16 protein-coding genes are annotated in these 17,127 nt (G+C 74.8%); 10 read left to right on the top strand and 6 right to left on the bottom strand.

Translation table 11 applies throughout. The features are described from left to right. Window positions 1–149: 149 nt before the first annotated feature. Window positions 150–551 carry a hypothetical protein gene (locus ACIQIB_RS20110; protein ID WP_363613659.1) on the bottom strand — a complete coding sequence of 134 codons (402 nt, stop codon included), beginning with the start codon at window positions 549–551 and terminating at the stop codon, window positions 150–152. Window positions 552–907: 356 nt separating this feature from the next. Between ACIQIB_RS20110 and ACIQIB_RS20105 the strand changes: the two genes are divergently transcribed. After that, window positions 908–1,282 carry a hypothetical protein gene (locus ACIQIB_RS20105; RefSeq protein WP_363613657.1) on the top strand — a complete coding sequence of 125 codons (375 nt, stop codon included), beginning with the start codon at window positions 908–910 and terminating at the stop codon, window positions 1,280–1,282. Between the two features lie 84 nt (window positions 1,283–1,366). Here the strand turns inward: ACIQIB_RS20105 and ACIQIB_RS20100 are convergent, their stop codons facing one another. The 4 genes from ACIQIB_RS20100 to ACIQIB_RS20085 all read right to left on the bottom strand — a co-directional run bounded on the left by ACIQIB_RS20100 (window position 1,367) and on the right by ACIQIB_RS20085 (window position 6,382). Further along, window positions 1,367–2,830 carry a glutamate synthase subunit beta gene (locus ACIQIB_RS20100; RefSeq protein ID WP_363613655.1) on the bottom strand — a complete coding sequence of 488 codons (1,464 nt, stop codon included), beginning with the start codon at window positions 2,828–2,830 and terminating at the stop codon, window positions 1,367–1,369. Window positions 2,831–3,005: 175 nt separating this feature from the next. Continuing rightward, window positions 3,006–4,202: an MFS transporter gene (locus ACIQIB_RS20095; RefSeq protein ID WP_400759404.1), complete on the bottom strand. Its 1,197-nt coding sequence runs from the start codon at window positions 4,200–4,202 to the stop codon at window positions 3,006–3,008. Window positions 4,203–4,385: 183 nt separating this feature from the next. Beyond that, window positions 4,386–5,804, bottom strand: a complete 1,419-nt coding sequence (locus tag ACIQIB_RS20090; protein ID WP_400652861.1) for a hypothetical protein — start codon at window positions 5,802–5,804, stop codon at window positions 4,386–4,388. A 107-nt stretch (window positions 5,805–5,911) separates the two neighbouring features. Continuing rightward, window positions 5,912–6,382, bottom strand: a complete 471-nt coding sequence (locus ACIQIB_RS20085; RefSeq protein WP_400652859.1) for a hypothetical protein — start codon at window positions 6,380–6,382, stop codon at window positions 5,912–5,914. Between the two features lie 532 nt (window positions 6,383–6,914). On the opposite strand from ACIQIB_RS20085, the gene ACIQIB_RS20080 reads away from it, so the two are divergent. Continuing rightward, a complete protein-coding gene (locus ACIQIB_RS20080) occupies window positions 6,915–8,021 on the top strand; it encodes a hypothetical protein (RefSeq protein WP_363613649.1) in 1,107 nt (368 codons plus the stop codon). A gap of 157 nt (window positions 8,022–8,178) precedes the next feature. Beyond that, complete coding sequence (locus tag ACIQIB_RS20075) at window positions 8,179–8,625, top strand: nitroreductase family deazaflavin-dependent oxidoreductase (protein ID WP_363613647.1); 447 nt, start codon at window positions 8,179–8,181, stop codon at window positions 8,623–8,625. A gap of 41 nt (window positions 8,626–8,666) precedes the next feature. Here ACIQIB_RS20075 and ACIQIB_RS20070 read toward each other — a convergent pair whose 3' ends face one another. Further along, the gene (locus tag ACIQIB_RS20070) at window positions 8,667–9,638 is read right to left on the bottom strand and encodes a polysaccharide deacetylase family protein (RefSeq protein WP_400652854.1); all 972 of its coding nucleotides are present in this window, start codon (window positions 9,636–9,638) and stop codon (window positions 8,667–8,669) included. A 464-nt stretch (window positions 9,639–10,102) separates the two neighbouring features. Between ACIQIB_RS20070 and ACIQIB_RS20065 the strand changes: the two genes are divergently transcribed. From ACIQIB_RS20065 to ACIQIB_RS20035, 7 genes are all read left to right on the top strand, one after another. Then, entirely contained in the window at window positions 10,103–10,771 is a 669-nt protein-coding gene (locus tag ACIQIB_RS20065) for a cupin domain-containing protein (protein WP_400759402.1), read from the top strand. Continuing rightward, window positions 10,768–11,871 (top strand): hypothetical protein, encoded by a 1,104-nt coding sequence (locus ACIQIB_RS20060; RefSeq protein WP_363613641.1) that lies wholly within the window; start codon window positions 10,768–10,770, stop codon window positions 11,869–11,871. The genes ACIQIB_RS20065 and ACIQIB_RS20060 overlap by 4 nt, the downstream gene beginning before the upstream one ends. Continuing rightward, window positions 11,868–12,773, top strand: coding sequence for a hypothetical protein (locus ACIQIB_RS20055; protein ID WP_400759399.1), 906 nt, complete (start codon window positions 11,868–11,870; stop codon window positions 12,771–12,773). The genes ACIQIB_RS20060 and ACIQIB_RS20055 overlap by 4 nt, the downstream gene beginning before the upstream one ends. Before the next feature lie 41 nt (window positions 12,774–12,814). Further along, window positions 12,815–13,402, top strand: a complete 588-nt coding sequence (locus ACIQIB_RS20050) for a hypothetical protein (protein ID WP_400759397.1) — start codon at window positions 12,815–12,817, stop codon at window positions 13,400–13,402. A 60-nt stretch (window positions 13,403–13,462) separates the two neighbouring features. Next, window positions 13,463–15,217: an asparagine synthetase B family protein gene (locus ACIQIB_RS20045; protein WP_400759395.1), complete on the top strand. Its 1,755-nt coding sequence runs from the start codon at window positions 13,463–13,465 to the stop codon at window positions 15,215–15,217. A 21-nt stretch (window positions 15,218–15,238) separates the two neighbouring features. Beyond that, window positions 15,239–16,588, top strand: coding sequence for an aldehyde dehydrogenase family protein (locus ACIQIB_RS20040; RefSeq protein ID WP_363613633.1), 1,350 nt, complete (start codon window positions 15,239–15,241; stop codon window positions 16,586–16,588). Between the two features lie 112 nt (window positions 16,589–16,700). Next, window positions 16,701–17,054, top strand: coding sequence for a hypothetical protein (locus ACIQIB_RS20035; protein WP_400759393.1), 354 nt, complete (start codon window positions 16,701–16,703; stop codon window positions 17,052–17,054). Window positions 17,055–17,127: the final 73 nt, after the last annotated feature.

Below are 17,127 nucleotides of genomic sequence, written 5' to 3'. Positions count from 1 at the left end.
CCCCACCCCCCCCGCCGCGCGACCGACTTGTTTTCCGGCGCCCCCCCCCCCCCCCCGCCGGCCCCCCCCCCCCCGCCCCCCCCACGGCGATGGGGCCCGCCACACGCTCCGGCGTGTGGCGGGCCCCTTCGCTGCCGCGTCGGCGCGGATCAGCCGCGCAGGGCGGCGGGGACGACGGCGAGCAGGGCCGCCGCGAGCGCCACCGAGAGGCAGACGGCCGCCCAGCGCGAACAGATCCGCCGGCACTCACTGCGGTAACGGGCCGCGAGCTGACGGCACCGTTCGACCGCCCGGTCGACCACCTCCTCGGCATAGCGCAGCCGGTCGGCCGCGTAGGCCTGTTCGAGGCTCTCCCGTTCGCCGGGCGACAGCCAGGGGAACCGGGCCGCGAAGGCCTGCGCGTCCCGTTCGGCCGCCGCCACCTCCGCCTCCCAGGCCAGATAGCCCTCGAGTCGCGCGATCTCCACCCGCGAGTCGACCCGGGCACCGGCCCCGGCCTCCTTGCCCGGCCGAGGGCTCCGCGCTCTCGGCGGACGCTGTCTGCCACCCATGACCGCTCCTTGTCCAACACCCGGGCACCGCGGCGAGCACTGCGCGGCGGTGCGCATCTGTCGAGTCGGGGCGGCCGACGCTCCCGCCGGACACCCCGACGGGAGTTCACACCGCAACCACGCAACTACTACCAGTGACCGAGTGGGGAGGGTGGCCGACTCGCCGGGCGGGCGGACCGGGCGGACGGCGACTGACCGACCGGGGGCGGCACCGCGGGACCACCCCTTCGGGGCGGAGCGGTTCGGCGAAAACCACTGGACACGCTCCGCGCACGGCCGTGTACCATCGGCAACCGCGGCGGCGCTCCATCCGGTCGCCGGGCCGGTTCGTCCGGGTGCGAAGCAGGAGGTCAGTCATGTCCGACACCGGTCGGTTCAGTGAGGCGGGCGAGCAACGCCCGCCCGCGGTCGCAGAGGCGGCGGCCGCGGTGTCGGTGTGCGGGCCGCCGGTCGAGCGGCCGGCCGATCACGAGGAGTTCGACCGGCTGGTACGCCGGGTGGCGGAGAGCACCCACCAGCTGATCGACGCCGTCAGCGCCCGGGTGCTCGGCAGGACCACCGGCGAAGCGGCCGACCAGTCCCGGCGGCTCGCCGCCAACGCGCACGACGTCCTCGGCCTGCTGCTCGACCTGAGCACGCTCGCCCCGGCCTTCGCCGACCGGGAGGGGCAGAGCGCCGTCGGCCCGCAGCGCACGCCGGCGGCGGGCCGGGACGGCCGGCCCGAGAGGTGAGGGCGGGATGACGGTGAGGGCGTGGCAGACCAGCGGGGGGTGCCTCCGGCCGAGCGGGCACACTGTTCGCCCGGGGCGCGAGCTCTACCAGCTGCGGTCGGACGGCGCGACCGGTGCGGGCAGCTCGGTGCCGCCGCGCAGGTAGCGGTCCACCGCGGCGGCCACGGCCCGGCCCTCGGCGATCGCCCAGACGATCAGGGACTGCCCGCGCCCCGCGTCCCCCGCGACGAACACCCCGTCCACCGCGGTCGCGAAACCGTCGTCCCGGGCGAGGTTTCCCCGTGGATCGACCGCGAGGCCGAGCTGTCCGGTCAGCGCCGCGTCCCGCTCCGGGCCCGAGAAACCCAGGGCCAGCAGTGCCAGCTCGGCCGGGACGATCCGCTCGGTCCCCGGCCGGGGGCTGCGGTCACCCGGCCGCGCCTCCGCGAACCGGACGGCCGCCAGGCTCCCGCCCGCGCCCGCCTCGAACCCGACCGCGGTCGCCGCGAACACCCTGGGTTCGGTGGCCGCTCCGCCGGCCTCCTCGTGCGAGCTGGTCACCCGGTACACCTTGGGGTGCACCGGCCAGGGCTGGTCGGCGGACCGTCGCTCGGGCGGCCGGGGGTTGATGTCGAATTGGGTGACGGCCGCCGCACGCTGCCGCAGGGCCGTCCCCAGGCAGTCGGCGGCGGTGTCGCCGCCCCCGACGATCACCACGCTGCGGCCCTCGGCGGACACCGGGGACGCCGGGAAGTCGCCCTCGTCGACCCGGTTGGCGAGGGTCAGATAGGTCATCGCCTGGTGCACGCCGGCCAGTCGGCAGCCGGGCACCGGAAGATCCCGGAAGGCCGTGGCACCGACCGCGACCACCAGCGCGTCGTACTGGGCGCGCAGTTCGTCCGCGGCCAGGTCGCGGCCCACCTCGACCCCGGCGCGGAAGCTGGTGCCCTCCGCCCGCATCTGGTCGATCCGCCGGTCCAGCCGGTGCTTCTCCAGCCGGAACGGGGGGATGCCGTAGCGCAACAGCCCGCCGATCCGGTCGGCGCGTTCGTACACCGTGGTGGCGTGCCCCGCGCGGGTCAGCTGCTGGGCGGCGGCCAGGCCGGCCGGGCCCGAGCCGATGACGGCCACCCGCCGGCCGGTCGGCCGATCCGGCGGGCACGGCTGGTCGTACCCCAGCGCCCAGGCCCGGTCGGCGATCTCCAGCTCCACGTTCTTGATCGTCACGGCCTCGGTGTCGATGGCCAGGACGCAGGCGCTCTCGCAGGGGGCGGGGCAGAGCCGGCCGGTGAACTCGGGGAAGTTGTTGGTCGCCAGCAGGCGCTCGGCGGCGGCCTGCCAGTCGTCGTGGGAGACCAGCGTGTTCCAGTCCGGGATGAGGTTGCCCAACGGGCAGGCGGCGTGGCAGAAGGGCAGGCCGCAGTCCATGCAACGGGCGGCCTGCTCGCCCACCACCGGGAGCTTCGCTCCCACCTGGTGGACCTCGCGCCAGTCTCCCAGCCGCTCCTGCGGAGCCCTCCGCTCACGGGGCCGGCGGGGGGTGGTGAAAAAAGCCATCGGATCTGCCATCGCGCTCTCCGGCAGTGCGTGCCAACGCGAGGCGGTGGCACCGCCGTCATGTCGCGCGTTGGCGGGCGCGCCGTCGGCCTGAACGCCACCGTGTGGCCACCGTACGCCTACGGATCGTACGGCGGCAACGGCATGGCGGAGCGGCGCAGCGGGCGGCCGGGCCGCGGCCTCCCGGTCACCGGGCCGGGTGGCGGGACAGGTGGAGGCCGGCGGCTCCGGCCAGCGGCACCGCGCAGGCGATGAAGACCAGCCCGGCCTCCGCCAGGCCGAGCGGGCCGGTCAGCACACCGATGCCGATGACCGGGATGGAGATGCCGAGATAGGCGACCACGAAGAGCGAGGACAGCACGGCACCGCGGTGCGCCACAGGAGCCGCGCGGGCGACCACGGCCACCGCGCCACGCAGTGCCAGACCCTGGCCGGCGCCGCCGATCAGCGCGCTCAGTACCAGCGCCGGCAGCGACGTCCAGGCCAGCGAACCGGCCATCAGCGCCAGCCCGACGACCAGGACCAGACAGCCCAGCGGGAGCGCCCGGACCGGATCCAGCCGGGCGCCCAGCAACTGACCGATCGTGGAACCGAAGAACGCCAGGAAGACCACCAGCCCGACCACCGCGTGGTTGTGCACACCGAGGCGCTCCGCCAGAAAGGCCGGTGTGACGGAGGTGAAGACGCCCAGCAGGGAGAAGCCGACGAACCCGGCGATCCCGGCCGGGACGAACACCCCGCGCGTCTCCGGGGGCAGACGAAGCAGCCGGGGCCGCGCGGCGGCGAGCGGCCGCGCCGGGCGCACCGTCTCCGGCAGGCACCAGGTCACCGCGAACGACACGGCGACGAGCACCAGGTGCACCACGAAGGGAAGCCGCAGCGGCTCCGGCGCGTACTGGGCGAGCAGCCCCGCCAGCAGTGGGCCGCAGCCGAGCCCGCCCATGTTCGCCGCGGTCGAGGCGAACGCGGCCCGGCCCTCGTGGCCCGGCGGGGCGAGTTCCAGCACGTACGCGGTGGCGGTGCCGGTGAACAGCCCGGCCGACAGGCCGGACAGCAGCCGGCCCAGACAGAGCAGCGGCAGCCCGCCCTCGAACAGGAAGCAGAGCGCGCTGAGCGCCGCCAGGCCGAGGCCGCACAGCAGCACCGGCCGGCGCCCGACGCTGTCGGAGACGCTGCCCAGCGACAGCAGCACACCGATCACACCGAGGGCGTAGATCGCGAACACGACCGTGACGATCAGCTCGGAGAAGCCCAGCTGCTGCTGGTAGAGGCCGTAGAGAGGGGTCGGCAGCGTGGTACCGGCCATGCAGACGGCGAAGGCGCCGGCGGCCCCGAGACAGCCCGCCCGCCGGAGAACCGGCCTGCCCGCCTGACGCTCGCTCATCCGCCCACGGTAGGCAGGCCCGCGCGGACGGGGCGACCCGCCCGTGGCAGCCAGGTGACCGGGCGTCCGGGAGCGGTCCCCGCCCGAGCCGGAACGCGCCTCCCGGGTGCTCACACCAAGCGGCGCGGCCCCGCGCCCTCCGGAAGGAGAAGCACGGGGCCGCGCCGGTCGAGTGGTGGGCCGTCAGACGGCGGCCAGCTCCTTGAGCTCCTCGAAGCTGAAGCCGAGCTTGTTCATCGCCTTGGCCTGCTCGGCGTCCATGCCCGCCGCGGCGAGCTCGCCCAGCTGAGCGTCGGTGAGCGGGGCGGCCGGCGTGGAGCCGGCCCCGGCCCCGGCCCCGGCACCGGCGCCAGTTCCGGCACCCGCCCCGGCACCCGCTCCGAGGACCTGGGCGGTCAGCAGCTCACCGAAGGACTTGAAGTCCGCGTCGGTGATCTCGGTGGCCCCGGAAGGCGCCTTGAGAGCTTCGACGTCGTCACTCAGCGAGAGCCGCACCGGGAGGTGGACGTCGGGGCCGGCCTTCTCCGTCAGCTGGGCCAGGTCGAAGGTGGCCGAGGAGATCGCGCCGTTCTTGATCGCGAGGTCGACGCCGATCTGCCGGTCGGGCACGTCGGAGGGGAGCGTGGAGGGCAGCGGCGAGAGCTGCGGCAGGTCCTTGGCGAGCGGTCGCACGGCCTGGAGCAGGCCGTCGAGCAGGCCGCGGGTCGGGGCGGAGACGCGGATCAGGTCGGCGCCGTCCTGCTTGCCCTTGTCCTCGAAGGAGACGTTCTTGGTCAGCACGTCCTTCACGGAGTTGATCAGGTTGCGGGAGGTCTGCTCGTCCAGCGTCGGCGCGGCCGAGGGCCGGGCCGCCGAACCGGCGCCCTTCTGGGCGTCCTTGCCGAACTGCTCCAGCTGCTTGGTGTCGAGGGACACCCACTTGCCGTCGACCACGTCCTTGATGACCTTGGCCTCGGGCGGCAGTTCGGCGGCGAACCGGGTGACCGCCGTCGCGTCCTCACCGGCCAGCTCCGCGATGCCCTTGATGTCGACCTTGAGGTAGAACTTGGAGTCGACGACGCGGACGTCGGCGTACGTCTGGCCCTTCTTCGAAGCCAGCACGTAGGCGAGGTCGAGGCCCTGGAAGTCGGCCGTCGAGTTGGTCTCCGCGGAACCCTTCTTGAGCGCTCCGACATCCTTGAGCGGCTTGTCGGCGCTCATCGACACGGAGAGAGTCAGGTCGGACACCGCGCGGGCGGTGTCTGGCTCGATCGGGTCCTCGACCGCCTTGCCGAAGGCGATCAGCTGATCGGCGCTGGCCTGGACGGACAGCTCGGCCTTGAAGGCCTTGCGGTCCCCGATCTTCTGGAACGCCTTGGAGACCTTGTCCGCGGCGTTGAGCTCCTTGACGGTGCCACAGGCGGTGAGGCCCCCGGCCAGGACCGTGGCGGTGACCGAGGCAGCGAGTACGGCGCGGCGGGTACGACGGCGTATGACGGTGTTGATGCGACTCTCCCGAGAACAGCGCGTCCGGGTCGGACCGGAGCGGCAAGAGGACCAGGTCAGGTCAGAGGTACAGCAAATCGTGTCGTGGGCCTTGTCTGCAAGCCGGTTTCCGTGCATGGCCCGGGCACGCGGCGGTGGCCGCCCCACGGGCGGAGCCGTAGGGCGGCCGGCTCCGGCTGCTGACCCGGCGTCCGCGCGGGCCGCCCGGAACGCTCCGCAGCTGGTCAGACTTCGAGGCCGACCAGTCCGTGCAGCAACCGGCCCGCCGCGCGGGCCTCCTCCAGGCTCCGGGTGAAGGCGTCGATCCGGTCCTGTAGGGGCAGATCCATCAGGCCGGCCGGCCAGGTGCCGGGCGGCACCACGATCACGACCACCCCGGCCCGGCCCCGCGCGGCCGACAGCCAGCCGGACGAGACCAGGACCGGCGAGGCCGGCTCCCACACCTGACGGCCTCCCACCAGCACCAGCCGCACCAGGCGGTCGCCGCCGACCTCCACCGTCCCGGTGGTCGCCGGTGGATCCCCCGCCGCGAGCACGAACCCGCTGTTCACCACGTCCTCCACCAGGTCTCCGTACAGCTGCGGACCGACCTCCACGATCGCCTCCGCGAACGGCGGCCCCACCTCCGCCGGGTGCACCGCCAACGCCCACACCATCGGCGCCCGTTCCGCGCCACCGCCCGCTCCGCTCACCATGCCCTGACCAACGATCCACCGGCCCGGACCGCACGCACCGGTCCTCGACCGCGACCTCCGCCGGGCCGGGCTGAGCCGGGTGGACGTGGCGGGCGTCGGGGCTGTCGCGGCGGCAAGGGCTCTTCCGGCCATCGGCCGCCGACCGTCGCCCGGGCACGGCTGGGACGGCGGAGGAGAGGTGTGGCGGCGGGGCACCGTCCGTCGGCGCGGGAGCGGATCCGGCTCGACCGCGGACGGGGACGGGCGTGGTGCCGTGCCTCCGGAGACCGGTGGGGCGGTGCCACGATCGGCCGACAACGCACCCGCCGGTTCATGCCGGAGGTCTGTGCCGCCGGGCGGCGCCCTCCTCCCATGTGAGGCACCGTCGGGCCTGACCCCCGCCGCAGCGGCCGACCGCCGTCGGACACCACCGGGGGCCTCACCGCACCCGACCGTCCGACCGGCCACCGGTCCGCCCCGAGGCCTCGGAACGGGCCTCGCAGCGCACTCCGAACCGCGCAGGCACCCGTCCTCACCACCAGGGGGTACGCCCATGCACGCTCGCACCGCCGCACCGCGGATCAGACCCGTCCGTACCGTCCTCGCCGTCCTGGCCATGCTGGCGGCTCTGCTGGCCGCCGCCGTGCCGACGGCGGCACCGGCCCAGGCCGCCGTGCCCGACCGCTGGGGCTTCGCGTTCCTCGACAACCCGACCCCGCCGCCCGGGTACGTCCCCGATCCCACCCGCCAGTGGGGCAGCTGGACCTCGCCGTCCACCAACCCGGTCAAGGTCGACCAGGTCGGTCTCGGCGCGTACACCGTGCACTTCCCGCTGATCGGCGGGCCCGGCGGGATCGCCCACGCCACCGCCGTCAACCGGACGGGCACCTGGTGCCAGATCACCGGCTGGGCCACCGTGGGCAGCCGGCAGGACGTCTCGGTGGCCTGCTACAAGCCCACCGGCACACCGGACAACTCCCCGTTCACGGTGCTCTACACCACCAGCAGCGGGACGCCCTCGCCGTCCGGTGGCGGCTACGGCTACCTCTACTCGGCCGTCAGCGGCGCCCTGATCAGCCAGTACAACTCCACCGGGGCCGCGAACACGGTGGGCCACGGCTCGACCGGTGTGTGGAAGGCCTGGCTGCCCGGTCTGGGGCTGTCCACCAACGCCGGGAACGTCCAGGTCACGGCGGTGGACGCGGTCCAGGGGGCACGCTGCAAGGTGGCCGACTGGGCACCGGCCGCGACGGGCCAGACCTTCGTGGTCACCTGCTTCGACGCGGCCAACGCCCCCTACGACACCCAGTGGACGCTGAGCTACTCCGTCCAGCGGGCGCTGCACGGGCCGGTGTTCCCGCCGAAGTCGTTCGGCCACCTCTGGTTCAACGGGTCGGTGCCGCCGCTGACCGACTTCAACTCCAGCGGCGCCACCAACACGCTCACCGGCTCGGTCCCGTTCACCGTCACCATGCCGTCGGTGGCCGTTCCCCCGGACACCGCGCAGACCACGGCCTACGGACCCGGCCCCGGCTGGTGCGGACTGGCCCTGCCCTGGGCGCGCAGCGGCAGCACCGTGCGGCTCAACCCCATCTGCTTCGACCCCGGCGGCGCCCCCGTCGCGGCTCCGTTCCTCACGGCGTACACCTCGGCGTTCTGATCCCCGGCGAACGGCGGCCGTCGGCCGTCCCCCGAGGCGGCCGACTCCGCCGGGATTCCCGTAGATACCGTCGACCGGGCTGTCGGTGGTCAATCATGGTGCCTGACGGTGCCGGCTGCGTTCAGCACGCCGCGAGTTGACGACGGGATGGAATGACATGCCTCTTCAGGGTGAGTACGAGCCGAGCCCCGAATCGTGGGTACGTGAGCAGGTCGAGCAGTACGAGTCCTCCGGGGGTGTGGACGGAGCGACGATGCGGGGCATGCCCGTCATCATCCTCACGACCCGGGGTGCGAAGTCCGGAAAGCTCCGCAAGACCCCGCTCATGAGGGTCGAGCACCAGGGCGCCTACGCGGTGGTCGCCTCGCTGGGCGGTGCGCCCAGGCACCCGCTCTGGTACCACAACGTCGTGGCCGACCCCCGGGTGGAACTCCAGGACGGGCGGGTGCGGCTCGACATGACGGCACGGGAGGTCACCGGAGACGAGAAGTCGCTCTGGTGGGACCGTGCCGTACAGGCGTTTCCCGACTACGCCGCCTACCAGGAGAAGACCGACCGGGTGATCCCGCTCTTCGTCCTGGAGCGGACTCCCGGCGAGCACTGACCGGGGCCCGCGGGACTCCCGGGCCGTCGCCCGCACGGTTCTCAGCGGACCCTGAAGCTGCGCAGCACGTCGTGGCCTTCGCCGCCCGGGGTGAGGACGACTGTCAGGTGACCGCAGTCGGGCCGGTCGTGGATCTCGACGGCGTGGCCGGTGACGTTGCGCAGGGCGAAGGCGGGTGTGTCCTCGGCGAGTGGCGGCAAGGTGTTGCGGCACTCGCCGGGACGCAGTCCCTCCTCCACGTTCTCGGCCTCGGCCGGCCCGGTGGGAGTGCCCGTGGGGTAGCGCCACAGGACGGTGCCGGCAACGGCGGTGTCGGTGTCCTCGTCGGCGCTCGGCGGCTCGGTGTCCCAGGGCCGGGGGTGGTCGACGGGGCGGATGGCGGAGTCCCGGTTGCGGTAGGCGGTGCCGGGGGTGGGCACGGCCGGGGCGAGGAGTTCGGGGACGGTGACGAGGGTGTAGCCGGCGTCGCGCAGGTTCCGGATGAGCTGTGGAACCACCGCGAGCGTCTGCCGCTGCTCCTCGGCGTCGTGCATCAGGACGATCGATCCCGGCCGCACGCCGTCCTCGACACGGTCGAGGACCTGGGCGGGGTCGTGATGGTCCCAGTCCCCCGTGTCGACGTCCCAGAGCACGAGCGCCCGGCCGAAGGACCGGACCGCGGCGTTGTAGGAGCCGAACGGAGGCCGCACCAGGGCCGGACGTACGCCGGTGACCTCCTCGATCGCGTCCTCACCGCCGGTGAGCTCGTCCCGCACCTGCGCGGGCGTCGCCGTGCCGAGGGCGGGATGGGTGAAGCTGTGGTTGCCGATGGCATGGCCTTCGGCCGCCGCGCGCCGCAACGACCCGGGCCACGAGCCCACCTGCTCACCCACCACGAAGAAGGTCGCTTTCACCTGGGCGGCGTCGAGGTCGTCGAGCAGGGCCTCGCTGGCCGGTGACGGACCGTCGTCGAAGGTCAGCGCCACACAGGCCAGCCGTGCGCAGTCCGGCTCCATCTCCGGCGCGGGCGGCACCGGCGGCACGGTCTCGTGCTCCGGCGGCCCCTCCGCTCCGGTGGGAGCCGGCTCCGCGGCCGGTGGCCCCGCCACCCGCGAAGCGCCCTCACGGTTCGGCGGCCCTCCCGCACCGGTGGAGGCCGGCCCGGAGGCGGGCGGCAGGAGCGCCGCGCACACCCCCAGGACCAGCGGCCACGACCTCCTGCTTCTGCCCATGGCCGTCAACCTAGAACGGGCCGCCGCCCCCCGCACTCGGCCGCGGCCAAGTGCCTGACGCCGCCCGTGGTGAACGGGGCCGTCCGCATGCGGTCGGAAGAGGGGCCCGCCGAGCCGGCCACCTGGGCCGAACCCGCCCGCCCCCTGCCGTTCATCTCACCCGCCTAAGATCCACAACACCGCCTGCGGGCAAGGGAACCGCGTACCTGGCGGTGGGCGTCACCGGGGATGATGCCACGTGAACACGAGGCGGGACGGGGTGGCCGATGTCCATACGATCCGGGCTGCGCGGGCTGGAACGGCTCGCCCGGCCGCTGCCGGCCGGAGTGGACCTCTACCAGCTGCGGCCGGACGGCCGGGTGCTGATCGCCGACCGGGACGGCGCCCGGGAGCTGGGCCCGGACGGACGGCACGGCCCGGCGGGCGAGGAGCTGTTGCGGTTCATCGACGACGGCCAGTTCGCCCACTACCTGGTCGGTGACGCCAAGACCTCGCCCGAGCGGCCGTCCAACGCCACCTACAAGCTCGGTATCGTCGCCCCGCACAGCGCGTTCACCCCGCACGCCCACGGCGGCGAGCACCTGGTGCTCAGCCTCGGCCACGCCTCCTGCGGGCTGTACGACGCCGAGCGCCGCCGGGTGGTGGACGTCCCGCTGACGCCCGGGCTGCTCATCCGGATCCCCGAACTGATGCCGCACTCCTTCGCCAACCGGGGCGCCGGGCCGCTCAACATCCTGGCCGCCAACACCGGGTTCGGCATCGACCACGAGGACTACGCGATCACCGCGGCCGAGGCCGAACGCCGCGAGGACGCCCAACTGGCCGGCGCGCTCAGGGAAGTGGAGCGGAACCAGAGCGTGGGTACGGTCAGCGCGAGAGAGCGGCTGGCCGCCCGGCTGCGCCGTTTCGCCGCCACGCTGGAGACCCCGAGATGATCTGCCCGCACTGCGACCGGAACCTGCTGCAGCGGCAACGCTCCCGGCACCGCTGCTCGTACTGCAACAAGGACTTCGCGCTGGACCCCAAGGAGGAGGGCCCGGGCCTGCACGACGTCCGGATCCGCCGCGTGGCCGACAGACTGACCGACGGGGGCAGGCTGTTCTGCACCGTCGAGCAGCTGGGATACGCGATCGAACGCCGCGGCCGACCGGAGCAGGAGCACCGGGGCTCGAAGGGCGGCGCGGGCTGCCTCGGCGTGCTCGGGGTCGGGGCGCTGGTCGCCGCCCTCGCGCTGAACGGCGCGCTGATCGCGCCGGCCGCCCTGGTGGGGGTCGGCCTGCTGGGGCTCGCGCTGCGCCAGGTGGTGCTCTCCGACGTCCCCGCACCGCCGCGCCCGATCACCCCGCGCTGGCGCCCCGGGGGCTTCGCCGCCACCGTGGTCCTGCGGTGGAAGACGGTCTACGGGGTGCTGCCCGCCGGGCTGGTCGAGGACAACGCCGTCCGGCCCGGCCCACAGGTGGCCGACCCGGCGTTCGCCCTGCTCTGCCCGGACCGCACCGTCACCACCTTCCTGCACGCCAACGACTACCCGCGCCGCCACCGCGCGCTGCTGGTCGCCGACCCGCGCGCGATACCCGACGGCCTGCCCGTCGTCGTCCTGCACGACGCCTCGCCCCAGGGCTGCCTGCTGGTCGCCGGTGTCCGCGCCGCCCGGCCCGGCCGCCGGGTCCTGGACGCGGGCATCCCGGTCCGGGCGGTCCTGGCCGCCGAGAGCCGGTTCCTGCACCTGCGCGACCCGGACCGGTCCGCCGAACTCCAGGCCGGGCCGGCCGCGCAGGTGCCCGGTCTGACCCCGGCGGAGCTGGCCTGGTTCGCCGAGGGCTGGTGGAGCCCGCTGGTGGCCGTCCCGCCCAAGCGGCTGATGTCCCTCGCCGTCCGGGCCGCCGAGCGGGTGCTCGAACCGCCCGTCCCCGTCGCGCTGGTGAAGCGGCCGGCGGTACCGGAGCGCCCGGAGGAGCCGGCCGAGACCCGGCGCCGTGCCCTCGCCGTCGGCTTCCTCACCTGGCCCGAACCCCACCAGGAGACCACCGCGTGACCACCCCGCCGTCGTCCGTCCCGGCACCGTCCGTTCCGGCACCGTCCGGGGCGCCCCGGTCACCGCGCCGACGGCCGCTGCTCGACGGCGCGCTCACCGTCGCCGCCGCCCGGGCCGAGGCGCCCGGCGGGCTGCGGTACACCGAGCGTCAGCTGTACTACGAGGTGTGCCGGGTGCTCCAGCCGCTGCACGCCGGGCCGCGCCGGATCCCGTACACCCTCGCGCCCCCGGTCCGCTACGCGCGCTTCGCCGAGGCGCTGGCGGGGCGGCGCGACGAACTCCCTGGCCTGCTGCCGCCCCTGCCACCGGCTGCCCCGGCGGCCCCGGACGCGCGCCCGGCCGCGGAGAGCGACCTCTACGACTACGGGCTGCCACGGCTGCTGGTCTGCCAGAGCCGGGAGATCACCGCGATGCTGATCGCCAACGACCTGCATCTGGAGGCCGCCTGCCCGATCGTCGCCGCCGCCGAACTCCCGCTCGACCCACGGCTGGTGGCCGGCCTGGAACGGGCCGGCGGCGCCGTGCTGCACGTCCTGCACGACGCCAGCCCGGCCGGGCTCGCCTGCTTCGAGCGGATCAGCCAGGCGTACGGCGGCACCCGCTCCGGTCCGCGGGTGCGGTCGATGGGTCTGGTCCCCCGGCACGCCACCACCCTCCACCTCACCTCCGGACGCGGCCCGCACCCGTACCGGGGCCCGCTGCCCGCCGGGCTGCGGCCGGAGGAACGCGCCTGGCTCGGCAGCGGCCGGACCGTCGAGCTGGCCGCCGTCGGCCCCGCCCGGCTGCTGCACACCGTGATCCGCCAGGTCCGGGGCAACCACGGCCGCCCCCACCGGGCCCCGCTCCACCGGCGCGTGCGCACCGTGCGCGACACCGGCTTCCTGACCTGGCCGACCGCCTGACCCTCCGCCCGAAGGCCCCCGATGCTTGAGGACTCCCGACGATGACGCAGCCACGCCACATCGGCTACCGCGACGAACTGCTGGCCGACGGCACGGTGCACCGCCGCTACGAGGACGGCCGCAACGAGTGGCGTCGGCGCGGCGCCGGCGGCCTCGTGCACTGGCACGACAACCGGGGCGACGCCGGCACCGACGAACGCCTCGGCACGGACCTGGTCAAGCGCACCCACGTCGACGACACCGTCTCCTACGGCCGGGACATCGGCTACGGCCGCACCGTCTGGGCCCGCGGCGAACTGGTCACCGTCAACCGCACCGCGTTCCGCGGCCGGCTCGGCGTGGTGCTCGGCGCGCTCGGTGTGGCCGGTGCCGCCGCCGTCGCCGTCTCGCAGTTCCCGCCGCTGGAGCTGGGCAAGGACGAGGAGGAGCAGTTGCGGCAGCAGGCCCGCGCCCAGTCCGCCGACTCCGGTGGAGGCAGCGGCGGCAGCGCGTCGTACGGTTCGGACCACGGTGCCGACGGCTCCGGCGACGGCGGGGACGGTGGGAACGGCGACGGCCCCGACGGTGATTTCGGGGGCGACTGGGACGGCTCCGGCGACGACGCCTGGGACGGCGACGACTTCGGCTGAACCGGCTTCGGCTGAACCGGCCGCGCCCCGCCGAACCCCTCCATCGAAAGGCACCCCACCATGGCTCGCTGCTGCGCCTGCGCCGGACCGGACGCCGACCGGGCCCGCGCCCAGCTCGCCGCACTCGCCGGCACCGCACTCGCCGGCACCGCACCGGACCCGTCGGCCCTGACCGCCCTGATCCCGGGCGAACCCGGCTTCGCCACCGGCCCGTTCACCCTCGACGGCGTCACCGCCGTCGGCGAGGTCACCCTGCACAACCGGACCGGGCTGCTCACCGCCCTCGCCGACGCCGGCGCCCCCGCACCCGACGGCTGCCCGGACGGCGAACTGCTGCTCCGGCTCTGGCGGCGGCTCGGCGCCGACGGTGTCCGGCAGGCCGACGGCCTGTTCGTCCTGGCCGTGGTGGACGGCGCCGACCTGGTGCTGATCCGCGACCACGTCGGCGCCCGGACGGTCTTCTACGCCCGCGCCGACGGCTGCTGGGCCGCGTCCACCTCGCTGCGCTCGCTGCGGCACTGGCCGGCGCTCGGGACCGGCGTCAACCTGGCCGCCGTCCGCTCCTTCCTCACCTTCGCCTACCTGCCCGGCGAGGAGACCCTGCTGCGCGGCGTCCACGAGGCGCTGCCCGGGCGGATCCTGCGGCTCACCGCGGACGGCTCGGTCCACCAGGAGGAATACTGGGAACCCGCCGAACTCCTCCCCGCGCCGGGCGACACCCCGCCGCCCGCCGAGTACGCCCGGCAGCTGCGCCTTCTCCTGGAACAGGCCACCGCGCGCCGGCTGCCGGGCGGCGAGGACGTGGCGGTGCTGCTCTCCGGCGGCGTCGACAGCTCGCTCGTCACCGCCCTGGCCGCCCGGCTGCACAGCCACCCCGTACGCACCTACTCGATCAGCTTCGGCGACGAACTCCCCGACGAGCTGGGCTACTCCGGCCTGGTCGCCCGGCACTGCGGGACGGACCACCGGGTGCTCACCGTCTCCGGCGCCGAGGTCGCCGCCCGGCTCGCCGACACCGTCGCCCTGCTGGACAGCCCGGTCGGGGACCCGCTGACCGTCCCCAACCTGATGCTCGCCGAGGCGGTCGCCGGCGACGGCATCCGGGTCTCGCTCAACGGCGAGGGCGGCGACCCCGTCTTCGGCGGGCCGAAGAACCTGCCGATGCTGGTCCACGAGATGCACCGCGACGACCCCGCGCCCGAGGCACGGGCCGAGGCGTACCTGCGCTCCTACCGCAAGTGCTACGAGGACCTGCCCCGGCTGCTCACCCCGGCCGCGCTGCGGGCACTGGAGGCCGAGCCCGCGCCCCGCCGCTTCATCGCGCCCTATCTGACGCCCGGTCCGATGCACGCGCTGCTCAACCAGCTGCTCCACTGCAACCTGCGGACCAAGGGCGCCCACCACATCCTCACCAAGGTCGAGCGGCTCACCGCCTCCCAGGGCGTCCAGGGCCGCTCCCCGCTCTTCGACCGGCAGGTGATCGACCATGCCTTCGCCACCCCGCCGACGCTCAAACTGCACGGCACGGTGGAGAAGTGGGTACTCAAGGAGGCCGTCCGCGACCTGCTGCCGGACACCGTCACCGACCGCCCCAAGAGCGGGATGCGGGTGCCCGTCCAGCAGTGGCTGCGCGGCCCGCTGCGCGACCTCTCCGGCGAGCTGTTGCTCGGCCGCCAGGCCCGCGAGCGCGGCCTCGTCCGACCCGACACCGTCCGTACCTGGATGCGCCGCGAGGGCACCCTGCTGCCGCGCCAGGGCGGCAAGCTCTGGCTCGTCCTCACCCTCGAACTCTGGCTGCGCTCCTACGACCTCTGAACCCCTCGTGAAAGGCCCCCCATGGACCCGCTCGACCCGGCCCCGGCCGGCCTCGACCTGATCGACCCCCGGACCGGCCGCACCCGCGGCACGCTGAGCCCCGCCCGCGCCGAACGCGTCGCCGGGGCCGCCGCCACCGCGCGGGCCGCCGCGACGCGCTGGCGCGCGCTCACCCCGCGCGAGCGCGAGCGCCGGCTCGACGCGCTCGCCGACCTCGTCGAACACCACCTCGCCGAGTACACCGCGCTGGAACAGGCCGGCACCGGCAAGCCGGCCGCCGAGGCCAGCGGGGAGATCCGGCAGGTCGCGGACCTTCTGCGGTTCTCCGCCGGCGCCGCCAGGACGGGCACCGCACCCGCCGCCGGCCGCTACCTGCCCGGTCACGAGAGCTGGGTGCGGTGGGAGCCGATCGGCGTGGTGGGCGCGATCGTCCCCTGGAACTACCCGCTGCTGATGGCCGCCTGGCGCTGCGCCCCGGCCCTGGCCGCCGGGAACACCGTGGTCGTCAAGCCCGCCGAGACCACCCCCGACTCCGTCGCCCTGCTCGCCGAGCACGCCGCGCAGGCCCTCGGCGACGGCGTCCTGACCGCGCTCGCGGGCGACCGGGAGACCGGGCGGCTGCTGGTCACCAGCGACATCGACATGATCGCCTTCACCGGCAGCGCGGCCGCCGGCGCCGACATCGCCGCCCGGGCCGGCCACCGCCGGATCAGCCTGGAGCTCGGCGGCAACAGCCCCGTCCTCGTCCTGCCCGACGCCCCCGCGCACACCTGGTCCGCCCTCGCCGAGGCCTGCACCTACAACGCCGGCCAGAGCTGCGCCGCCCCGGCCCGGGTGATCACCCTGGACGAGAACCACGAGCAGGTGATCGCCGCGCTCACCACCGCCCTGGCCGGGCGCCGGTCCGGCCGCGACTTCGGCCCGCTCAACAACCCCGACCAGGCCGCCCGTTACGACCGGCTGCTGGCCGCCACCGCCGCCGGGCGCTCGATCGCCGCCCCCGGCCGCACCGACGGCCTCTGGCGCCCCGCCCGCCTGCTCGCCGACCTGCCGCAGGACGACCCCGCCGTACTGGCGGAGGTCTTCGGACCGCTCCTGACCGTCCAGCGCGCCGCCACCCCCGACGAGGCGCTCGCCCTCGCCAACGGCGTCCCGCAGGCCCTCGGCGCCAGCGTCTGGACCCGGGACCTCGGCACCGCCCTCGACCTCACCGCCCGCCTCGACGCCGGTGAGACCTGGATCAACTGCCATCTCGCCCAGACCGCCGAACTCCCGCACGGCGGTCGCGGCGCCTCCGGCCACGGCACCGACCTCAGTGCCCTCGCCCTCCAGGAGTACCAGCGCCCCAAGACGGTGACCGCCCGGCTCTGACGGCTTCCCGGCGGTCGGCGCACGTCACCGGCCGGGGCCGAGTACGCCGGACACTCACGGTTGAGTATCCGTCCACTGTCCGCGAGGTGGCCGGGGCGGGGAGGATCGGGCCATGAACGAATCCGCGATCCGGTCGGCCCCTTCCAGCGCGTCCGCCCGGGGCAACTGGTGGAAGGGCCCGCTGATCTCCACTCTGGCGACCGGGCTCTGCCTGCCGCTCGTCACCGCTCTGCGAGGTCTCGCGGAGATGTCCACGGACCCGTGCTACGGGCCCGGCGCCTGCCCGTCGACGATGACCCATCTGGCCGTGGCCGACTACGCCCTGCTCGCCGCCCCGGTGCTGATCCTGCTCCAGTGGCCGGCCGCCTATCTGCTGCGCCAGGGGCGCGCGCTGGTCTCGCTGGCGCCGGCGGCGGCGCTGCTGGTCGTCCTCGGCGCCGTCTTCAGCATCAACCCGGGCGCGTGACCGCCTCCCGGGCGGGGCGCCCGCGCTGATCCGTCGTCATCGCGGCACGCGCCGTCCCGGGCGTGCCGCGATG

Origin of the sequence: Kitasatospora sp. NPDC092286 (genome assembly GCF_044755565.1) — a bacterium.
GTDB lineage: Bacteria > Actinomycetota > Actinomycetes > Streptomycetales > Streptomycetaceae > Kitasatospora.
The sequence above is the reverse complement of the archived record's forward strand: the minus strand, read 5'-3'. Positions and strand labels throughout refer to the sequence as shown.